Origin of the sequence: Acinetobacter sp. YH12041 (assembly GCF_013419975.1) — a bacterium.
Lineage (GTDB): Bacteria > Pseudomonadota > Gammaproteobacteria > Pseudomonadales > Moraxellaceae > Acinetobacter.
Genome location: NZ_VOZC01000017.1, coordinates 17,553 through 37,057, shown reverse-complemented (window position 1 = coordinate 37,057; position 19,505 = coordinate 17,553). Strand labels below are relative to the sequence as shown.

21 protein-coding genes are annotated in these 19,505 nt (G+C 41.6%); 16 read left to right on the top strand and 5 right to left on the bottom strand.

Annotated features, from left to right (window positions below):
* Positions 1-622: 622 nt before the first annotated feature.
* The 13 genes from rpmH to ssb all read left to right on the top strand — a co-directional run bounded on the left by rpmH (position 623) and on the right by ssb (position 11,887).
* The gene (gene rpmH, locus FTU00_RS12315) at positions 623-757 is read left to right on the top strand and encodes a 50S ribosomal protein L34 (RefSeq protein WP_000831329.1); all 135 of its coding nucleotides are present in this window, start codon (positions 623-625) and stop codon (positions 755-757) included.
* Positions 758-786: 29 nt separating this feature from the next.
* Positions 787-1,182, top strand: coding sequence for a ribonuclease P protein component (gene rnpA / locus FTU00_RS12310; protein WP_034706193.1), 396 nt, complete (start codon positions 787-789; stop codon positions 1,180-1,182).
* Positions 1,183-1,191: 9 nt separating this feature from the next.
* A complete protein-coding gene (gene yidD / locus FTU00_RS12305; RefSeq protein WP_004780345.1) occupies positions 1,192-1,512 on the top strand; it encodes a membrane protein insertion efficiency factor YidD in 321 nt (106 codons plus the stop codon).
* Positions 1,513-1,517: 5 nt separating this feature from the next.
* Positions 1,518-3,281, top strand: coding sequence for a membrane protein insertase YidC (gene yidC, locus FTU00_RS12300; protein WP_179993056.1), 1,764 nt, complete (start codon positions 1,518-1,520; stop codon positions 3,279-3,281).
* Positions 3,282-3,372: 91 nt separating this feature from the next.
* Entirely contained in the window at positions 3,373-4,728 is a 1,356-nt protein-coding gene (gene mnmE, locus FTU00_RS12295; protein WP_180179798.1) for a tRNA uridine-5-carboxymethylaminomethyl(34) synthesis GTPase MnmE, read from the top strand.
* Positions 4,729-4,933: 205 nt separating this feature from the next.
* A complete protein-coding gene (locus FTU00_RS12290; protein ID WP_180179797.1) occupies positions 4,934-6,166 on the top strand; it encodes a tyrosine-type recombinase/integrase in 1,233 nt (410 codons plus the stop codon).
* Between the two features lie 754 nt (positions 6,167-6,920).
* Entirely contained in the window at positions 6,921-7,157 is a 237-nt protein-coding gene (locus FTU00_RS12285; RefSeq protein WP_004814006.1) for an AlpA family transcriptional regulator, read from the top strand.
* A gap of 3 nt (positions 7,158-7,160) precedes the next feature.
* Positions 7,161-7,757, top strand: a complete 597-nt coding sequence (locus FTU00_RS12280; protein WP_180179796.1) for a hypothetical protein — start codon at positions 7,161-7,163, stop codon at positions 7,755-7,757.
* 4 nt (positions 7,758-7,761) lie between these two features.
* A complete protein-coding gene (locus tag FTU00_RS12275) occupies positions 7,762-7,980 on the top strand; it encodes a helix-turn-helix domain-containing protein (RefSeq protein WP_151862552.1) in 219 nt (72 codons plus the stop codon).
* Complete coding sequence (locus tag FTU00_RS12270) at positions 7,977-8,483, top strand: BRO family protein (RefSeq protein WP_180028815.1); 507 nt, start codon at positions 7,977-7,979, stop codon at positions 8,481-8,483. The genes FTU00_RS12275 and FTU00_RS12270 overlap by 4 nt, the downstream gene beginning before the upstream one ends.
* A complete protein-coding gene (locus tag FTU00_RS12265) occupies positions 8,476-8,844 on the top strand; it encodes a hypothetical protein (protein WP_180179795.1) in 369 nt (122 codons plus the stop codon). The genes FTU00_RS12270 and FTU00_RS12265 overlap by 8 nt, the downstream gene beginning before the upstream one ends.
* 14 nt (positions 8,845-8,858) lie before the next feature.
* Entirely contained in the window at positions 8,859-11,288 is a 2,430-nt protein-coding gene (locus FTU00_RS12260; RefSeq protein WP_180179794.1) for a DUF927 domain-containing protein, read from the top strand.
* Between the two features lie 272 nt (positions 11,289-11,560).
* Positions 11,561-11,887: a single-stranded DNA-binding protein gene (gene ssb, locus FTU00_RS12255; RefSeq protein ID WP_180179793.1), complete on the top strand. Its 327-nt coding sequence runs from the start codon at positions 11,561-11,563 to the stop codon at positions 11,885-11,887.
* 1,345 nt (positions 11,888-13,232) lie between these two features.
* On the opposite strand, the gene FTU00_RS12250 is transcribed toward ssb, so the two are convergent.
* Both FTU00_RS12250 and FTU00_RS12245 read right to left on the bottom strand, forming a co-directional pair.
* Positions 13,233-13,421, bottom strand: a complete 189-nt coding sequence (locus tag FTU00_RS12250) for a hypothetical protein (RefSeq protein WP_180081633.1) — start codon at positions 13,419-13,421, stop codon at positions 13,233-13,235.
* Positions 13,418-13,711 (bottom strand): hypothetical protein, encoded by a 294-nt coding sequence (locus FTU00_RS12245; protein ID WP_180179792.1) that lies wholly within the window; start codon positions 13,709-13,711, stop codon positions 13,418-13,420. Before FTU00_RS12245 ends, FTU00_RS12250 begins: the two co-directional genes overlap by 4 nt.
* A gap of 1,741 nt (positions 13,712-15,452) precedes the next feature.
* Here FTU00_RS12245 and FTU00_RS12240 point away from each other — a divergent pair.
* A complete protein-coding gene (locus tag FTU00_RS12240; protein ID WP_180168045.1) occupies positions 15,453-15,659 on the top strand; it encodes a hypothetical protein in 207 nt (68 codons plus the stop codon).
* Between the two features lie 40 nt (positions 15,660-15,699).
* On the opposite strand, the gene FTU00_RS12235 is transcribed toward FTU00_RS12240, so the two are convergent.
* Together FTU00_RS12235 and FTU00_RS12230 are read right to left on the bottom strand one after the other, a co-directional pair.
* Complete coding sequence (locus FTU00_RS12235; protein WP_180179805.1) at positions 15,700-16,845, bottom strand: MFS transporter; 1,146 nt, start codon at positions 16,843-16,845, stop codon at positions 15,700-15,702.
* 172 nt (positions 16,846-17,017) lie between these two features.
* Positions 17,018-17,281: a metal/formaldehyde-sensitive transcriptional repressor gene (locus FTU00_RS12230; protein ID WP_180018418.1), complete on the bottom strand. Its 264-nt coding sequence runs from the start codon at positions 17,279-17,281 to the stop codon at positions 17,018-17,020.
* 56 nt (positions 17,282-17,337) lie between these two features.
* Here FTU00_RS12230 and dmeF point away from each other — a divergent pair, with 56 nt between their 5' ends.
* Positions 17,338-18,273 carry a CDF family Co(II)/Ni(II) efflux transporter DmeF gene (dmeF, locus tag FTU00_RS12225; protein WP_180048208.1) on the top strand — a complete coding sequence of 312 codons (936 nt, stop codon included), beginning with the start codon at positions 17,338-17,340 and terminating at the stop codon, positions 18,271-18,273.
* 136 nt (positions 18,274-18,409) lie between these two features.
* Positions 18,410-19,108, top strand: coding sequence for a DsbC family protein (locus FTU00_RS12220; protein ID WP_180179791.1), 699 nt, complete (start codon positions 18,410-18,412; stop codon positions 19,106-19,108).
* Positions 19,109-19,186: 78 nt separating this feature from the next.
* Here FTU00_RS12220 and FTU00_RS12215 read toward each other — a convergent pair whose 3' ends face one another.
* Positions 19,187-19,444: a GlsB/YeaQ/YmgE family stress response membrane protein gene (locus FTU00_RS12215; RefSeq protein WP_034171345.1), complete on the bottom strand. Its 258-nt coding sequence runs from the start codon at positions 19,442-19,444 to the stop codon at positions 19,187-19,189.
* Positions 19,445-19,505: the final 61 nt, after the last annotated feature.

Genomic DNA, 19,505 nt, shown 5'->3' with positions numbered 1-19,505 from the left:
GCTGACCGCGACCAAAGCGGGTCGCCATTCTAACCAAGTTATCCACATCTGTCATGGCAATTTCCACAGATTTTGCGCAAAAAGCAGTCATGGTGGATAAATTTAAATTTAAAAAGCTAGTGTGGATAAGTTTATCCGCAAGCTGTGGATAAAATATAGCACAAAGTTATCCACAAAGTATAAAATTAATAAAAACAGTTTTATCCACAAACTAAGTTTTTGTTTATATAATACAAAATTAGCTTTTCCACAGAAAAAGTCCACCCTAATAGTAATAAATTTAAATTTATAAATTTGAATTTATTTATAAGATTCGATTCTTTTGTGGATAACTGAGAAAAGTTTAAATTTAAATTCAAAACTCATGGGTTAAATTTAGATTTCACATAAGTTGTGGATAACTATGTTGATATAAGTGTTAATAACTTATATTTAATTTTAAAACAAATAGTTATATTGTGGTTAACTTATATATAGGTATTTGAATACAATTTTTTTAATCCCTATTTACAATTTTGATTTCAGTCTTATTTGAAAAGAAAGTGGCTTTTGCATTGACAGCTCAAGCAATGAGCACTAAAATCGCGGACCTTTATAGAAAGATCATTTTTGGAGTTTCAATATGAAACGTACATTCCAACCATCTGAATTAAAGCGTAAACGCGTTCATGGTTTCCGTGCTCGTATGGCTACTAAAGCTGGTCGTCAAGTTCTAGCTCGCCGTCGTGCAAAAGGTCGTCACAGCTTAACTGTTTAATCAGTTAGGCTTTGCCGATTTTGGGTGTTATGACTACACTTTATAGTTTTGGTACAGAGCTTCGTTTACGCTGTGCTGCAGATTATAAAGGAGTCTTTGATGGTGCGCTTTTTAAAGTGCATCAACCCCATTTCCTTTTTCTTGCAAAACATTCCGAACTGCCAAACAGCCGTTTGGGTTTAGTTGTTGCCAAGAAAAAAGTGCGCCGTGCGCACGAACGAAATCGAGTAAAACGACTTGCTCGCGAAAGTTTTCGCCTGCATCAACAGCAACTAGATGATTTGGATATTGTGGTTATGCCTAAAGTAGGTATAGAAGCGGTACCGAACGCAGAGTTGCATCAGCAATTACAATTTGCCTGGCAGAAACTCAACCGTCTTGCCAAAAAGCATTCCAAAATAGCATCATCCTCCCCACAAAAGTAGAGATGGCCAATGGTACGTTTACTGCATTGGTTAATACGTTTCTATCAGATTGCGATTAGTCCTTTATTGGGACCACGCTGTCGTTATATTCCAACATGTTCTCAATATTCCTTGGAAGCAGTCCATACACATGGAGCTGTACGTGGTGTGTGGCTGGCTACTCAGCGTATTTGCCGTTGTCATCCGTGGGGTGGCTCTGGATATGATCCGGTTCCCCCGAAAGCGATTCGTTTTATTTCATTTCAGCAAATAGATTCTCAAACGCTTCACGTTGCTGTACCCTTTCGTGATCGTTTATTGAACCAAAATCACTCTAACCACTTGGGGTAATACATATGCAACAATGGGCCAGGATTGCAATTCTCGGAGCCATGTTTGTTGTCGCATATTTGCTCATTTTGGCGTGGCAAAAAGATTATGGCAATGCTGAAACCAAACCACAGCAAGAAGCTGCGGTTGTTTCACATGAAGTATCTGCAGATTTGCCAAATGCTCAGACGGCGACGACCGCCTCTGATCTGCCACAAGCAAATATGCCAGCGCAGCAAGCAACGGATGCCACCGCACCTGTAAGTCAGCAGCTTATTTCAGTACAAACTGACCTTTATCATCTTTGGATCAATCCTAAAGGTGGTGATATTGTTCGTGTTGAATTACTCAATCATGACAAGAATAAAGACAGCGATGAACCGTTCGTCATGCTGGAAAGCGATGCGAAACGGACTTATGTCGCTCAGTCGGGCCTGATCGGTCTGAATGGACCGGACAGCAGCCGTAGTGGCCGTCCAACCTATGAGCTGGAAAAAACGGCTTATACACTGGCAGATGCCAAAGCCGCTAAAAATAAAGATGGCGAAACTGTCAAAGTACTTTCTGTACCTATGGTCTTTAAAACGGCTGATGGTGTAGAAGTCATTAAAACCTTCAACTTTACTGAAGGTGAATATCCGGTAGTTGTGAATCACAAAGTGGTCAACCGCAGCGGCCAGACCTGGCAAGGTCAGATGTTCGGTCAGATCAAACGTGACAATTCCGAAGATCCTGGTAAATCTGATCAGGGTATCTTCACACTGGGAACGTTCCTGGGCGGCGCTTGGGGTACACCGGATGAAAACTACAACAAGTTAAAATTTGACAACTTTGTTGAAGAAAAACTGAATACCGAAGCCAAAGGTGGCTGGGTTGCAATGGTTCAGCACTACTTCGTGAGTGCCTGGGTGCCAGGTAACCTGAAGCTGACTCAAGCCAATGGTGAAGCTTACAGCGCGAAGCTGGAATCACGTAAATCAACTGATAACATGAATATCATTGGTTTTACTTCTCCAACTTTCAATGTGCCTGCAGGTACCGTAGCTGAAATCGATGCGACCTTCTACTCTGGTCCAAAAGTTCAATCGGAGCTGAAAGACCTAGCGACTGGTCTGAACCAGACTGTAGATTATGGCTGGTTATGGCCAATTGCCAAACTGCTGTTTGTTGGTCTTGAGTTCTTCCATGGTCTAGTGGGTAACTGGGGTTGGGCAATCATCCTGTTAACCGTACTGGTTAAACTGATCCTGTGGCCATTGTCGTCGAAGAGCTACCGCTCTATGGCGAAAATGCGTGTGATTGCACCTGAAATGCAACGCATGAAAGAAGAGTTCGGTGAAGACCGTATGCGCTTCTCTCAGGAAATGATGGCACTGTACAAACGTGAACAGGTGAATCCACTTGCTGGCTGTTTACCATTGTTACTGCAAATGCCAATCTTCCTGGCACTGTACTGGGTATTGATGGAATCTGTAGAACTGCGCCATGCACCATGGATGTTCTGGATCCAAGATTTATCTTCAATGGATCCTTGGTTCATCCTGCCATTGATCATGGGTGCGACCATGTATATTCAGCAGATGCTGAATCCGCAGCCAACTGATCCAATGCAGGCGAAAGTGTTCAAGATTATGCCAGTGATCTTTACAGTATTCTTGCTGTTCTTCCCGGCAGGTCTGGTGTTGTACTGGATTGTGAACAACTTGATCACGATCTTGCAGCAAACACTGATCAACAAGTCTGTTGCCAAAGACCGTGCTAAACGCGATGAGGCAACACCAGTCAACTAAGTTGTACTGATGGGCTGAATAAATCCGCTTAAGATGGTAATCTTGAGCGGATTTTTTTTGCTGTACTTTTAAGTTTTTCTAGGTGAATGTTATGCTCGACCGAACTACGATTGCTGCGATTGCAACTCCCCCAGGACGTGGCGGTGTAGGTGTCATTCGCCTGTCAGGTCCCAAGTCTTATGAAATTGCCCAGGCCTTGAGCCAAAAAGATTTGCCTAAAGCCCGTTTTGCCGGTTTTCGCCAGTTCTATGATGCAGCTGGTGAAGTGATGGACGAAGGTCTGGTGATCTGCTTCCCGAATCCGAATTCCTTTACTGGTGAAGATGTAGTAGAACTGCAAGGTCATGGTGGCCCGGTGATTCAGAATGCCCTGTTGGGCCGTTTGCTGGAACTGGGTGCCACTGCAGCCAGAGCCGGTGAATTCTCGATGCGTGCCTTTGAGAATGGCAAGCTGGATCTGGTACAGGCTGAAGCCATTGCCGATCTGATTGATGCGACCTCCCAAGCGGCTGCCCGGTCTGCAGTCCGTTCTCTACAAGGGGCATTCTCGACTAAGGTCAATACGGTATTAGAACAGCTGATTCATTTGCGTTTGCATGTCGAAGCGGCGATTGATTTTCCTGAAGAAGAAATCGACTTCCTGGCGGATGGCAAGATTTTAAATCTGCTGGATGGCGTGGCGAATGCCGTCACTCAGGTTCAGCAATCTGCACGTCAGGGTCAGTTACTGCGCGAAGGTCTACAAGTGGTGATTGCCGGTAAACCGAATGCAGGTAAATCTTCCTTGCTCAATGCCCTAGCAGGTAATGAACGTGCGATTGTGACCGATATTGCCGGGACAACCCGTGATGTATTGCATGAAAAGATCACATTGAATGGCCTGCCGATTACCCTGACCGATACTGCTGGTCTGCGGGAAACCGGCGATATCGTGGAAAAAGAAGGCATTCGCCGCGCGATTAAAGAAATTGAACAGGCCGATCTGCTGTTGCTGGTTTATGACCTGAGCCAAGGTGATGACCCATTACAACTCGCTCAAGAATATTTTGCCGAGCATCTCGAGCCAAAACGTCTGATCCTGATTGGGAATAAAGCCGATTTGACCGGTGCCGATGCTGTCATGGGAGATTTTAACGGCTTCCGTCACATTACCGTTTCAGCCAAGCAAGAAACTGGCGTCCAGTCGCTCATAGATGCGATTACGGCGCATGCAGGCTTCCAGCCTGAAGAAGATACCTTTATTGCCCGTACCCGCCATTTAGACGCAATGAAGCGCACTCAGATGTATTTGGCTGAAGCCCGTGAACAACTTGTTGTTTATAACGCAGGTGAACTGGTCGCAGAGTCTTTACGTCTGGCACAGAATGCGCTGGGCGAGATTACCGGTGACTTTAGTGCGGATGATTTACTGGGTAAGATCTTTGGATCATTCTGTATTGGAAAGTAATTTCAATTTAAGTCTATATTCCAGTAAATTCTAATAAGTTCCAATGATAATTAAATAGCATTAAGTTTTAATAACTTAGTGCTTTTTTTATGCCTTTTTATTGTTCCAATATGTTCTATACGTTCATCTAGTGCTATGATTTTTTTAGTCACCTACTAGCTACGTGACAATAGAACCTTATTTTTATGCCTGAGTGACTAGAATAATGCCAAAGATAAACGGCCTGTTTTTCTCTACTGATAGAGAGATTCAAAACCTGAAACCACAGGACAAACGATATTCAGTTAAAGACAAGCTGAATAATGGGCTGTTTATTGAGGTGAAGGAATCAGGCGTTAAGTCGTGGCACTATCGTTATTCACTGGCAGGCAAGCAAGAAAGGCTTGTTATAGGTCGTTATCCTGACTTGTCATTGAAGGACGCTAGACAGATCAGAGATGAATCAGCCTCATTGGTGGCTAAAGGTATTTCACCTAAACAAGATAAGGCCAAGCCCAAAGGCATTTTGTTCAAGGACTACGGCGAACGCTATTTAAAAGAAGTCATTAAAAAAGACCGTAAAGACCCTTACAACATGGTTTTATGCCTGAGCAATGATATTTATCCGATGATGGGCCATATTCCATTAGATCAGATCAGTATTGAAGATATACGCCGTACTATATGGCGTAAAAAAGAACAGGGATATGATGCAGCAGCTAATCAAGTCAGAGGCTTGTTAAAGCGCATGTTTGATTATGCAATGACGTTGGGCCTTGTACCTTATAACCCTGTTTTGGCTATCCCATCACGGCACGTACACAAGGCAAAACCTAGAGATAGATATTTAAGTACAAATGAAATCCGCACCTATTACACCACCCTCCTAAACTCAAGAATTTACCGACCTAGAAAGCTGGGCCTTTTGCTGTCATTGCTGACATTGGTTAGAAAGTCAGAGCTATTGAGGGCTAAATGGGAGCATATCGACTTTGATAGCCGTATATGGCTTATCCCTGAAACCAAAGCAGACAGCACGACAGGCCATAGCCGTGAAATGGTTGTTTATATGTCGGATCAGGTGATAGAGATTTTCAAGGAACTGAAAATAATTGCAGGTAGTGAGCCTTATGTATTTGTAGGCAGAAAGCCAGGTACTCATATCAGCCATAACGCATTTAATACGGCGCAAAAGGCAGCACTGGCATTAACAGACTTGCCACCGTTTACCGTGCATGACTTGAGAAGAACGGCCAGCACCCATTTAAACGAGCAAGGTTTTAATAGTGATGCAATCGAGGCTTGTTTAAACCATACGGCCAAAGGTGTAAGAGGTGTATATAACAAGGCCAAGTATGAAAAAGAACGCACAGAGATGATGCAGAAATGGAGTAACCATATTTTTAGTGTGATTTATGAACCGAATCTGATCTTTTTTAATCAGGCTAAAGGTGCTTAATTGTATCTAATTGTAACTTTCTGAATTATTAATTATTCATATATGACTAATAGTAATGCTATTCAATTTATAACTTTGCTTATATTAGATTTATAGCAAAAGTGAGGTAAAACGACTTAAACCGAATTAAATAGAGTTAAATTGAAGTTTAAAGCCTATAACTCAGGTTATATTTTTTTAATAGCAATGTTATTCAAAAGTGAATTATTTAAGTGGTGAGGTGTTACTGAAGATGTCGCGCTTGTTGGGTAAAGAGGTAGCCATTTAAGCAAAACTCTTATAAAGTAAAACATAGAGTTCCAATGTATTTATTGAGAACTCCATGAATGTCTTAAAAGTTTATTTTGCTAACCACAAAACGAATTTAAGAGACAAAGAAAAAGAGCCAAGCAACACCACATCGCTTGACCCTTTTTTTGGAACAGGTGGCTTTTAGCAACACCACATCGCTAAACGCCATTAATCATTAATCACCGTCCTGCAAGACACAAAACTAAAGGAACTTTAGAAATGTAAAACGATTAAGGATTAAGTTTTCTAACTTTTGTAAGCTAGCTTACATTTATTAATAGTAGTTCAAACATGGCATAAGTCAACATATTGTTTACGAATGGAAGCATTCATTGTTAGTCTTTGAACATATTGAATAGCTATTAGCTAGTTATATCTAATTAATAAAACTTAATTTTTTTCTTTTAATTACTTTCTATTCCCTATTTTGTGTCTAGGCATTTCCATTATGGAGAATGTTTAGATGACTTTATCTAAAGAACAAAAAATCGAAAATGTACGCCTGATCCGCCGTAAAGAAGTACAGGCCAAAACTGGCTTGGGTGCATCGTCAATTTACGCAATGATGCAACAAGGCACGTTCCCGAAAGCAGTCAATATTTCCGAACGCCGTGTCGCTTGGATTGAATCTGATGTAGACCAGTGGATTAATGAACGCATAGCAAGCCACAAAGCCACCATTGCAACGATGGAGGCTTGAGCTATGGAAATTACTCTACAGGATGCAATTAGCATCACTCAGCAGGCACAAAGCAGACTTGAGCAGATCAGCCATGCAGTAAACGGCGAGCAGATAAAGAGCCTTTTTACTGATGTATCTGACTTCACTTGCTTGGCCCTTGATTACTTGCCTGATGAACTTAAAACCGAAGCCAATGCAAGACAGATTGAACAGGCAATTGACCTGCTAGACCATGTTTCTATCCGAGCATCCGAATTAAGTGCAGAGGTATTTTCTAAGCCTTATTCAATTGATGACTACCTAAAGGCTGAGGCCAGCAAGCTAAATACCTTTTTACGCTTGGCACTGGAAACCTTGAGCATTACAGACCCAGCCGATCTATACGCCTATGCCCTTGCCTCATATTGTCCGACTGGCGAAGCGGATCAGGAAGCAGATTTAATCGTAAATGATGAATCTATGAAGTTTTTAGAGCTAAGAGGCTTTAACGGAACGATTAAAGAGCTACTTAGTGAACATGCTGACATGGTGAAGAAATCAGGCGTTAAGGATGTTCTGATAATCCACATCGGAACGATTCACAAGCTGACCGATGCACTGTCAGGAATGGGAGCATAAGAACATGAACAACACCCAATTAAAACAAGTCCTAGCACACCTCAAGCAAGGCAAGACCATTTCACAGGCCGAGGCTATCGACCTTTTCAACTGCTACCGCCTGAGCGCAATTATTCAGCGTTTACGCAATGCAGGCTATGACATTGTGACCCATAACGAGCGCAATAAGTCAGGCATTGGCAGACATGCACGGTATGAGCTTGTTAAAGAGGTGGCAGCATGAACCCATCTATTTTTAATTTCAATGAACAAGGCGTTCGTGTTGTCTTGAGCAATACCAACGAGCCTTTATTTTGTTTGACTGACGTATGTAATGTCCTATCGGTAAGCAGAACATCACGCTTATTACGTGAATTAGATTCAAAGGGTATGGCAGATTGCCACATCCTTACAAATGGCGGTACTCAAAAGCTCAAGTTCATTAATGAGCCTAACCTTTATCGCATTATTTTTCGATCTAATAAAAAAGAAGCGTTGAATTTCCAAAACTGGGTATTTGCTGAGGTACTGCCAAGCATCCGCAAAACTGGGAGTTATGTAGCACGTCAGACCGCTTATGAAGAATTAAACCGCCTATGTATGCAGGAAAAAGTATCTAAGGATAAAGGTACATTTCATAGCCTGGGTATGCACCGCCGTAAACATGAAAAGCATTTAAACGCCGTCCGCATTGAAACATGCAAAGCTAATTTACAGCTAACTTTTGAGGGGGTAGGCCATGAATAAACATGTAAACCCTGAATTTTTCAAAGCCTTTGACCATTACAAAGCAATGCTTGAGCAGCATGGGGAACACCACCCCGTCACTGAGCGGGCCCTTATTTTGACAATGCACTACACGCCTGAGCATATCAAGGCAGAGATGCACCAAAAGGCAAAAGAGTTGAACCTATTGCCACCGCCAAGCGGTTACACGGATGACGGCGAACCTATGTACCAGTTAGAGGACATTGCAAAGCATTTCGGTATTAGGTTCGAAGAAGCAGAACAGCGTTTATTGCAGATGATGGATAACCGCCAGCAAGTCGGTTTATCGAATGACGGCGTTTTGATTAATTCAAATGCCAATTTTAACCGTATTCAATGAAAGGGGCAGCCACAATGCTTGATTATGACCACCCCAAAGAACTAATAACACCCGAAGCTATTTTAGCTGAATGTGAGCAGCTTGTATCGTTTAATGATGCTTATTCATCACATCCAGTAATACAACGTTTTGGCAGTCCTGAGCAGCCGATCTATGTTGATGATGGCAATGTGGATATAAACGGCGTTACCTATGCACAGCCTTTAATTATGCCTATCTATGATGGGCAAATGGAGCTTGTTCAATGTGCTGTCATGCAAGATGGGCAGCGTGTGGCTGTCATGCCTGATGGATTGGCTAGAGGCTTTGCAAGGTATGGTGATTTTGACCATGCCAAGCCTGTCATTATCACGTACAGCTTAGAGGCATTCTTTAAGATTGCCCAGACTGGCTACGCCGTTGCATTGGTGCTACTGCCTACCCTATGCAGCAGCCATAAAACAGAACTCAAGCCGTTTGATTTTGAACAAATACAGTTCGTGATTAACCAGCTATCACAGGCAGGCTATAAACAGCTTTACCTACCTGTCAGAATTGAACAAATGCACCTTGAGCCATTCAAAGCATTGGAGCAAAACACGGCTGTTAGACTGCTATGCCAGTATTTAAAAATTGGCGTAAGTGAATTTCAGATCGAATTAAGCCAGCATGAAAGTGTAAGTGAGGTACTGGCGTTTATTGATGAAGCTATAGAGGCTTTACCAGTAAAAAGTATTTTGCCTAAAGGCCATTTAGCCAAGCCGATGAAATGGGAAAACGGACATTTCCACATCACACAGGATGGGCTTTATTTTGTTGATGAAGATAAGAACGGCATAAGCCAAAAGCGTTTTATCTCAAGTCCTGTATTGGTCGTTGCTAAAACTAGAGATGATTCTAGTAATAATTGGGGTGTATTGCTCAAGTGGAAGGATGATAACGAGATAGAGCATACACAGGCCCTATCTATGGAGCTATTCCAAACGGACGGCGCAGACCTACGCAAAGCATTGTCTTATCAAGGCGTAATGATTGCACCTGACCAACGAGCAAGAAACCTTTTTCAATGCTATTTAATGAGTTATCAAACAGGTCAATATGCCTTATGTGTGGATCGGGTCGGCTGGCATGATGATGTATTTGTACTACCTCATAAGCAGATCGGACAAAGCAGCAGTGATTTAATTGTTTATCAGGCTAACAATGCCTTAGCTAACCACTATCAAAGCAGAGGCACATTAGAGCAATGGCGAAGCAATGTAGCGCAATTGGCAGAGAATCATAGCTTGTTGGCTTTTTCATTGTGTACGGCCTTTGCTGGACAACTACTAGACCCTCTTAATCAGCAAGGCGGTGGCTTTCATATCAAGGGCGGTTCATCCAAAGGGAAAAGCACAGCCTTAAACCTTGCGAGTTCCGTGTGGGGCAATCCAAAGCAGTTTTATAGGACATGGAGAGCCACAGGAAACGCCTTAGAGAATACAGCCTATATGCACAATGATGGTTTTTTAGTGCTGGATGAAATCGGAGAGATAGCGAACCCTAAAGAGCTAGGAAACATTGTCTATATGCTTGCAAATGGTTTAGGCAAAGGTCGCATGACAAAGCAAATCACAGCAAAGCCTATGCACCAGTGGAAAGTTATATTTTTATCCAGTGGCGAAAAAAGCCTTAAAGACATTATGACCGAGCAAGGCCAAAAGACTAAGCTGGGACAAGAAATACGCTTGGCTGATATTGATATAGATCAGTCTGAGTACGGTATTTTTGACAGTATAGACTTTGCAGAGGATGCACCAAAACAAGCAATTGAACTGAGTAAGCGCATGGCAGACTGCTACGGCGTGGCTGGCATTGCATGGCTTGAGTATCTGACCAACAACAAAGGCGAGCGTATGGACGAAGCTAGAGAGCTTTTAGACCAGTATCGCCAAGTCTTAACCGTGAACCAGTCGCAAGGGCATATTGTCCGAGTGGCTAACTACTTTGCATTGGTGGCAACGGCTGGAGAGCTGGCAACAAAGGCCAATATTACAGGCTGGAAAACAGGCACAGCGTTTAACGCCGTACAAAAGGTATTTAATCAATGGCTGGGCAGTTTTGAGCAGGTCGGAGATTATGAGAATCGGGAAATTGTGACCCATGTTAAAGCATTTTTTGAGGCGAATGAATCAAGTCGTTTTGAAGCGATTACACCCGATCCCGATCATATCGAGCGTATCAATAACCGTGTCGGCTACTGGAAGATAGAAAACGGCGAAAAGATATTTTATGTATTGCCTGAGCAGTTTAAAAATGAAGTCTGCAAAGGCTATGACAGTCGCAAAGCAGCAAGGGCCTTACTAGCTTACAACCTACTTGAGCATGACACAGGCAAGACCAGCAAGACAGCAAGAATCCCATCACGGAAAAATGCAGTGAAGGTTTACGCCGTTAAAGAGGCTATTTTTAGCTGGGAAGCATAAAAAACGAAGGTAACAGAGGTAACACAGGTAACAACCGCATGAATAAAGGCTTTGAGGGCGTTACCTATAGCAAAACAGCACAGGTAACACGAGGTAACAGAGGTAACAAGTTCTAAATTTTCCCTCATTCGTTACCTATGTTACCCATCGTTACCCAAGCAAAAAAATATAGGTAACAGGCTGAAACGCTGTCATAGCAAGGCTGTTACCCTTGTTACCTACGTTACCCTTGAAAAATAGCCATTCTGAGAAAATTAGAGAGATTTAAGCAAATGCCAAACGTAAACAAAGTAACTGTGATGGGTGTATTAGGCCGTGACCCTGAAACTAAACAATTTCCCAACGGTGGCAGCGTTACAACATTCAGCGTTGCAACTACTGAGTTTTGGAAAGACAAGGCCACTGGAGAGCGCAAAGAGGCTACAGAATGGCACAGAATCACCACTAACAACCGTTTAGCCGAGATTGCGAGTAAGTACCTCAAGAAAGGCGGAAAGGTTTATGTTGAGGGCAGCTTGCGTACAAGGAAGTGGAAAGACAGCAAAGGAGCAGATCGGGAAGTGACAGAGATTCGAGCCGATGAGCTGCAATTGCTTTAATCAAAGCTCCCTAAATATGGGGAGCTTTTTTTATGCCTTAGATTCGATTAGATCGGCATAGTCTAATTAGATAAAAGCATTTCTTTCATAGGGTCGCATTTCAAATGTCACCCTACTGGATTTCAAATCTAAAAGGAGAAATTTAGCTATACAGCACTTCTCTGATTTACCTTGACAGCACCCCACCAAAAAGCACCATAAAACCCCCATCAAAGCCTTTATATATAAGCATCATAGCCATTTTGCTGAAACTGCATTTCGTATCAGTACGTATCAGTAAATGGCCTTAAATCTTGCATGACAAGCCTTGTATATTTGTTTGACAAGATACTGATAAAAGTACCTATAAAAATGCACTCAAAGCCAAGCCATACAAGGCATACGCCGTTTTAAGTAGATATGCAGTTCGTCAAACTACGTCCAACAAGAAAGGCGGTTTTGTCATGCTACGTCATGCTAAATTTTGCTTTACAGGATACTTGTAAGAAATGCCAACTATGCCAATTACAGCAAGGCATACAGCGATTTAATCACTTTGATTCTGTATAGCTACGTATAGCAATAATCCTAAAATTGTTCTTTACAGCAGTTATTTAAATTACTTTGATAGACCACCAGTAGAAAGACCATCAAAACAGCTTCAAAGCTATATGTAGAAAGGTTCACCACTATTTTGAGGGAATCCCATTCCATCAAGGTACATCAAGGTAAAACCCCCTGTTTGTATAGCTACGTAAAGAATTTCTTGTTTTACAGCACCACATAGAAAAGACCATCAAAACTATGCTCAAAACTAAGCACAGCAAGGTTTACGCCGTTTTTAACGAATACCTATCTTGTAAAACTACGTAAAACAAATATCAGGTTTTATCAGGTTTAATCATCGGGTTTTGCTGGGTTCTAATTTCAAGTTTTATCAAGTTCAAAGGTTAGGTTTTGTTAGGTTCAAATACTTACTATCACTTACTTTCAAATAACAGGTTTTGACAGGTTTTTTATACTGGGAAAAGTGTCAGGTTTTGTCAGGTTGATATTTCTATTTTTATGGATGGATACCAAAATCATGACCGTATACCCCATGTCCGTACTTTTGATCGTTTTATATACGTTGACCATGTTACTACATCAAAAAAATGCTGTTACCACATCAAAACTTGTATATCTGATTTCCTGTTACCACATCAAAATGATATGTCTTATGCGATGTTTCAGCCAAATAAAAAATATAACTTCATGTTGATATTCTTAGTGAGTTATCTCAGTTGGATTGATCAGGTTTAAATAATTATTAAGAGCGTAAAGCGTGGCATAAGACCATGTATATTTAAGGCATTAAAAAAGCCCACTATTGTGAGCCTTTCTTTTTCTTCATGTCTTCATTCAATTGTTCTTTAACCCATCCGCTAAAATCATCCAGTTTATTAGCATGGGCCAATAGATCGGCATCGTGTGAATTCTCAGTATTGAAGCTGACTAGCTTTTGCTTGCGCTTTTTCTCATAGCGAGTTTTGGGCGTGTCGTTAGGCTTGTTCATGCACTGGCCTTTTGTTTGGCATCTTCCCACTCAGCCTTATATGCTTCTGCCCCTTTAGCATGGTTGCGGTGGCGGTCTTCTGCTAAATATTCATACATATCTAGTTGAGTAACAATTTCAGAAAAATGATACTGGCTGACTTCTTTTCCACTTTCTGCCAGCTTGTTTAACTTCATTACTTCTTTTCTGATATGGCTGATAGCTGTACACATCCAGTTCATATCTGATTCAGCTAATGAAGCTAGGTCGTGCATATCACCAGCATCATAAGTTTTAGTCTTGTTCGTCATTGTGTGGCCCTTAGTAGATTATGCATTCAATATATCGTATATACGATTATGTTGCAAGGGGGGATTTTATACCTTATGGATTGGCCCAAAACGGAGACCACTCCAAACCGCACCAGCAAAAAAAATCCTGTTTGAGTTAAAAGTTAAAATAAAGTTAAAGGTGCTTACTATTGCTTACAGCTACGGCGTTCTAAATGTGAGGTTTTGTGAGGTTTAGGCTAAGACTTGATGAAAGGTACATCATTTCTAAAACATGGCTATATCGAGCAATCAGGGCGGTTCTGTGCATATCCTGAATAACAAGTTTTAACAAGTTCAATCCTAAGTCCGAGCAGCAAGTGGAAAGTAGTATTTTGTAGTAGTCCAAACCATAACAATTGATAACAGGTGCAGCGTTTTGAATGTCAACAATTGTTAACAGCATGGCATCTTTGAATTTCAGGTTTTATCAGGTTCAAACCTTATCAATTCTTAACAGTGCAGCAGAAAAACATGCCGTAATCATGCCGTAATGAAAGTGAGGTTTTGTGAGGTTCAAAGCGTTTGAGCATCTTTGAATATTAGGTTTTATAAGGTTTTGCATTTTTAAAACTGAAGTTTTCTGAAGTAGGACAACGCAAAATTGCGTTGGCTAACCTGAGTTTTCCGTAGTAGTGATGAACTACGAAACTTTCGTACAGTCACACAGTGTGGGTATGGTCAAAATGACCACTCCTAAAAGCCTAGACCACTAGCGGAATTCCGCTATCGCTATGCCCATGCTCAAAAGTGAGCAACGGTATTCACTGGACGAAAAATTGCGTTCATCTACGCGCGCGCACGCGAGGGATTAAACAAACGTGTGGATTAGGGGCTTAAAATCCCAATAGAATTACAGCGTGATTATTGGAGCGGTTTACTGCTACAAATAACCTGAACATAGGATTACCCCCACTGGGGGATATGGTCAATCTTGCTCATATTTTAAAACTGACCAAGTGAGTACCTCAAAGTCACTCACAAAGGATAGGATTCTAAATCTGATCCTACCTGAGCCACCAATAAGGGGAGCAGCTTAAAAAGTGCCTAGTGATGACACAATCAGTCACCTATTAGTCACTATGTTTTAATTAAATTTATAAGTTATTAATTTATATTAAAAATATAATTGGAATTACATTCTGTATTGGTAAATAAGACTAAACGTATTTAAAAAAGCATCTTCAGATGCTTTTTTTATATCTTGTGGATTTATATTTTAGCCTTGGATTGTCATTCGAAGATTTATAAGTAACTGGCTGATAAATATTTTTATGAACTTTTGATGATATTTCGCGACAACAATTAACGCACTTGTTAGGTAAACAGGTAGCCATTTGTGCATAACTCTTTTAAAGTAATTTATAGAAATAAATAGGAAGTATACGTCTGATGCATGGCGTTAATAAGGTCAATCTTTTTGGTACTTTAGGTCGAGACCCTGAAACATAAACTTTTTTATTTTTAAAAATAAAATGCCCAGCGTGGGGCTGAGCATTTTAAGGTGGGATGTCTGCAAACATCCCCAAACAATGGAAAACAACTAGAGCGACTAGAATGAAAACCAAAGCTTTGTATTAAGAAATCAATATAGACTTTTCTATAACGTCAGTAAATACATTTTCTACTCGTATCCTTATTGAGCTTTAGAGGAGTTTTGTCTTGAATTTTGGAATACTTCATTCACGTTGCTTTTGTTGAAAGTAAATTTTAGGAAAAATTTATGCAAAAGCATGTGATTCAAAACCCAATGTTTGATTCAAAATCTTTGAAGTTGATGTATGAGCAGTTATGTAGGGATTATGCCTATGCGAGTGAAATTGCCAGTATGTCAGGGCGGCATTTGAAACTTTATGGGCAACAACTTAAACCATTGCTTAGAAAGCAAATGCGAGAAATAGAAAACTTTTATCAACTAGAGTTGTTTTAGAAGATAGTTTAATAAAAGCCCTCAAATGAGGGCTTTTTTATCAGGCTTTTACCTGCAGTTTCTGATGCCATAGCCAAAGGATTAGACAGAGTGCACTGATCACTACACAGAAGCTGATCACGGCAAATCCTAAGCCGAAGTGATCAGCCAGATACCCCACCGCGATAATCGGCACAATCGTGCCCAAATAGCCAATAAACAGGTAAGTCGACATCACGGCTGCCCGATTTTGCAAGGTTGTGATCGCATGAATCACACCGAATGCGCCCATTAAGGCAAAACCATGTCCAATCCCGAATAAGATATCACTGGCGAAGAACAAGATACTTGCTTTAAGGATCATACAAAGAGCAAGGCTAACCAAGCTCACCAGCATAATCATCAGGCCAATATTCAGACATTTCTTTGCAGGAACAGCTTTAGCAAAGAACTGCACCACAGCAGAAATCAGCAAAATACAGGTAATGGCGGTACCGCTGACCAAAGGACCATGCCAGGGCAAGATATCCTGCACAAAAGACGGTGACAGTGAAGCAAATAAACTGAAAGCAGCAAAGGCATTAAATGCAGTTAATCCCACAATCATGAACACAGCATGATACTGAGGTTCAGGACGCAGTAATTTCGGTGCAATACTAAAAGGCTGACGTTCAAAAGCAGGGGTTTTTAGCCAGAATAATCCGACAAAACACAGCACTGCCCCAAGAATAATTGGGAGGTATGGAGTAATTAATGGAGCTTGAGAAAACTGCGCAATTACCCCACCCACAAACGGCCCCAAACCAAAACCTATAGCCGTCAGAATCGATATCAGTTGTGGTGCAAGCTGCTTATGAGTTTCTGGAATGGTTTGCATCATGCCTAGCATTGCTGAAGTGGTCATCAGACCTGAAGCAATACCAATGATAAAACGACCCACCGACAAAATCAGCGCATTCTCGGCAAAGACTGAAATGACCAAGCCAATGCTAATAAATACCAGACCAATTTGCAGGGTTCTTAAGAAACCAATCGTGTTGCTGGTACGTCCCAGGAATAACAAGGTACCCAGACAGCCAAACATATAGGCGACAAAAATATAGGTAATCTGGCTTGGCGATAAATGCCAGATCTGTTGATAAATGGGATAAAGCGGACTTGCCAGTGCTGTACCGATGGTACCCATAATCAATGCAAGACTGACCATGGCGAAAGGTCGCCATGAGATATTTTCTGTCATGTAGCTGCCGTAAAAGTTTCACCACATTTTAAAAAGAATGATGTGGAAGAAAGAAGAGAATGGGTGGCAGTGTATCGGTTAGATGAAAAAGCGGTCAATTATCTTGCTGTAAAGAAAACAAAAATGTTGAACTAAACAATTAGCCATAACGCTTTAATAATTTTAAAAACTCAGCCAGTTCTTCTTCATTAACCACAGCTTCTCCAATGACATGCTCTCTTAAATGGGTCTCGATCAACTCATTCATCAAACCGTTTATGGCACCTTTAACGGCTGCAACCTGTTGCAGGACCTGAATACAGCCTGTCTCAGGATTCTGGAGAGACTGCTCTACGGCGTTCATCTGACCTTGCAAGCGCCGTACCCGGTTTAATATTTTTTTATCATCATGTACATGACTCACCACAAATCTCCAAAAATAAATATACTAGGGGGGAGTATTAATAACAGTTCCCTTTTATGCAAAAACATACCGCCAATTCGCACAGCCATCAATTTGATGAAGGTAATCCACTCGCACAGAAAAAGATTCTGTTTGCCACGATTCTGACTGCCGTCATGATGGTGCTGGAAGTATTAGGGGGATGGATCTTCCAGTCAATGGCTTTACTTGCTGATGGCTGGCATATGGGCTCGCATGTATTGGCCTTGGGACTAGCTTACTTTGCCTATAAAGCGGCCCGCCATTATGCGAATGATCCCCGCTTTAATATGGGCACCTGGCGGATTGAAATTCTGGCCAGTTATAGCAGTGCAATTTTATTGCTTGTAGTAGCCGGTTTTATGGCGATTCATTCAGTAGAACGTCTATTTTCGCCAGTTCAGATTCATTATAGCGAAGCCATTCCAATCGCGATTTTAGGACTATTGATTAATCTGGCCTGTGCCTGGTTGCTGCATGATGATGGGCACCATCACCATGATCATCATCATGGGCATTCCCATCACGAGCATGATAATAATCATGGTCATCATGACTTGAACCATAAAGCGGCCTTTCTGCATGTGGTTGCTGATGCTGTAACTTCTGTTCTGGCCATTATTGCCTTGTTTGCTGGAAAATATATGGGCTGGGATTTTCTCGATGCAGTACTGGGACTGGTCGGCTCAATCCTGATTGCACGCTGGGCGATTGGCCTGCTAAAGCAAAGTGCCAAGACTTTACTGGATGCCGATATGGATGCCCCAGTGGTCGAAGAAATACGTGAAGTCATTGCTGAATATGGGAATGATCTGCATTTAACTGACCTGCATGTATCGAGAGTCGGTAAAGGTAAATTTTCCTGTTTTGTTGCCGTTCAAACAGGAATCCCTATTAGTGCTGATCAAATCCGTGAGGCGATCTCTATTCATGACGAAATCGTGCATATCTCGGTGGAAGTGAATCAGCATTAAAGGGTCAATGTTCCACGTGAAACATAACTGATTGATCAGTTCGATTTGAACATCAGGCTACATAAAATAGTCAGAATTTTCTTTTTAAAAAGACTAGAATCGAAACACATTTAACTTGGACCTGAGCAGGACATTCATGCAAATAAGAAATATGCTGCTGGCTTTGACCCTCTTCCCTGGCCTTAGCTTTGCCAATGTGGATACAGTTAAAGCCAATCTGGCAAAAAACAGTCCCAACCTAAAAATTGAAAATATTCAGCCTACCGAAATGAAAGGAATCTATAGCGGTTCCATGCAGGGGCAGATTGTCTATCTGAATGAAGATGCCCAGCATCTCCTAGCTGGTTCAATGTTCCGTATTCAGGACCAGCATAATCTGACTCAGGGTTTATTACTCAAACAAAACAGTGTCGACTGGAAAAAGTTACCGCTACAGGATGCGATTAAATCAGTCAGAGGGACAGGAAAACGTCAGCTTGCCATCTTTTCTGACCCAAATTGCCCGTATTGTAAACAACTTGAAGTAGAGCTGAAAAAACTCAAAGATGTCACGATTTATACCTTCATTCTGCCTTTAAAACAGCAGTCAATTGCGCCGTCCAAACAGGTTTATTGTGAAAAAAATCCAGCACAGGCTTGGGAAGACCTGATTGGTCAAGGTATACAACCTAAATCAAAAAAGAGCTGTGCCAACCCGATTGAACGTAATAAACAGCTGGCACAATCACTCGGTGTAAATGGCACACCAGCGATTATTTTCTCGAATGGTTTTAAAGTCATGGGCGCTCAGCCAGCAGAACAGATTGAACAAGGTTTCAAAGAATTCGGCCTGTAAAATTCTGACTATGCTCAATAAAAAAAGAGCACCTATCTAGGTGCTCTTTTTATGAAAGAAACTTATTCCAAGCAGAGCTTAGATTCGTTTACGTTTGGTCACCATATTATAGATAAATAGGATGACTACGGCACCAATCACTGAGGCAATAAAGCCTGCGGCAGAATCTTGGGAATACAAGCCCAGCATACGTCCAGCAAAGGTCGCAACCAGTGAACCGGCAATCCCCAGCAGGGTCGTAACAATGAATCCAGCCTTGTCATCACCAGGATGAATCGCGCGTGCAACCAGACCCGCAATAAAACCCACCACAATCGCAACGATAATTGACCACATCAGCATACTCCTTGTTATCATGTCTTTGTTTTTACGTCATGTTTATCTTGCGGCAAGAAAA

Excerpts from the sequence above, each read along its gene's own strand:
- rpmH (WP_000831329.1), top strand. The coding sequence starts at position 623 with ATGAAACGTACATTCCAACCATCTGAATTAAAGCGTAAACGCGTTCAT.
- FTU00_RS12220 (WP_180179791.1), top strand. The coding sequence starts at position 18,410 with ATGCAAATAAGAAATATGCTGCTGGCTTTGACCCTCTTCCCTGGCCTT.
- FTU00_RS12245 (WP_180179792.1), bottom strand. The coding sequence starts at position 13,711 with ATGACGAACAAGACTAAAACTTATGATGCTGGTGATATGCACGACCTA.
- FTU00_RS12250 (WP_180081633.1), bottom strand. The coding sequence starts at position 13,421 with ATGAACAAGCCTAACGACACGCCCAAAACTCGCTATGAGAAAAAGCGC.
- yidC (WP_179993056.1), top strand. The coding sequence starts at position 1,518 with ATGCAACAATGGGCCAGGATTGCAATTCTCGGAGCCATGTTTGTTGTC.
- mnmE (WP_180179798.1), top strand. The coding sequence starts at position 3,373 with ATGCTCGACCGAACTACGATTGCTGCGATTGCAACTCCCCCAGGACGT.
- FTU00_RS12260 (WP_180179794.1), top strand. The coding sequence starts at position 8,859 with ATGCTTGATTATGACCACCCCAAAGAACTAATAACACCCGAAGCTATT.
- FTU00_RS12285 (WP_004814006.1), top strand. The coding sequence starts at position 6,921 with ATGACTTTATCTAAAGAACAAAAAATCGAAAATGTACGCCTGATCCGC.
- FTU00_RS12270 (WP_180028815.1), top strand. The coding sequence starts at position 7,977 with ATGAACCCATCTATTTTTAATTTCAATGAACAAGGCGTTCGTGTTGTC.
- ssb (WP_180179793.1), top strand. The coding sequence starts at position 11,561 with ATGCCAAACGTAAACAAAGTAACTGTGATGGGTGTATTAGGCCGTGAC.
- FTU00_RS12280 (WP_180179796.1), top strand. The coding sequence starts at position 7,161 with ATGGAAATTACTCTACAGGATGCAATTAGCATCACTCAGCAGGCACAA.
- FTU00_RS12290 (WP_180179797.1), top strand. The coding sequence starts at position 4,934 with ATGCCAAAGATAAACGGCCTGTTTTTCTCTACTGATAGAGAGATTCAA.
- yidD (WP_004780345.1), top strand. The coding sequence starts at position 1,192 with ATGGTACGTTTACTGCATTGGTTAATACGTTTCTATCAGATTGCGATT.
- FTU00_RS12275 (WP_151862552.1), top strand. The coding sequence starts at position 7,762 with ATGAACAACACCCAATTAAAACAAGTCCTAGCACACCTCAAGCAAGGC.
- rnpA (WP_034706193.1), top strand. The coding sequence starts at position 787 with ATGACTACACTTTATAGTTTTGGTACAGAGCTTCGTTTACGCTGTGCT.
- FTU00_RS12265 (WP_180179795.1), top strand. The coding sequence starts at position 8,476 with ATGAATAAACATGTAAACCCTGAATTTTTCAAAGCCTTTGACCATTAC.
- dmeF (WP_180048208.1), top strand. The coding sequence starts at position 17,338 with ATGCAAAAACATACCGCCAATTCGCACAGCCATCAATTTGATGAAGGT.
- FTU00_RS12215 (WP_034171345.1), bottom strand. The coding sequence starts at position 19,444 with ATGTGGTCAATTATCGTTGCGATTGTGGTGGGTTTTATTGCGGGTCTG.
- FTU00_RS12240 (WP_180168045.1), top strand. The coding sequence starts at position 15,453 with ATGCAAAAGCATGTGATTCAAAACCCAATGTTTGATTCAAAATCTTTG.
- FTU00_RS12235 (WP_180179805.1), bottom strand. The coding sequence starts at position 16,845 with ATGGTCAGTCTTGCATTGATTATGGGTACCATCGGTACAGCACTGGCA.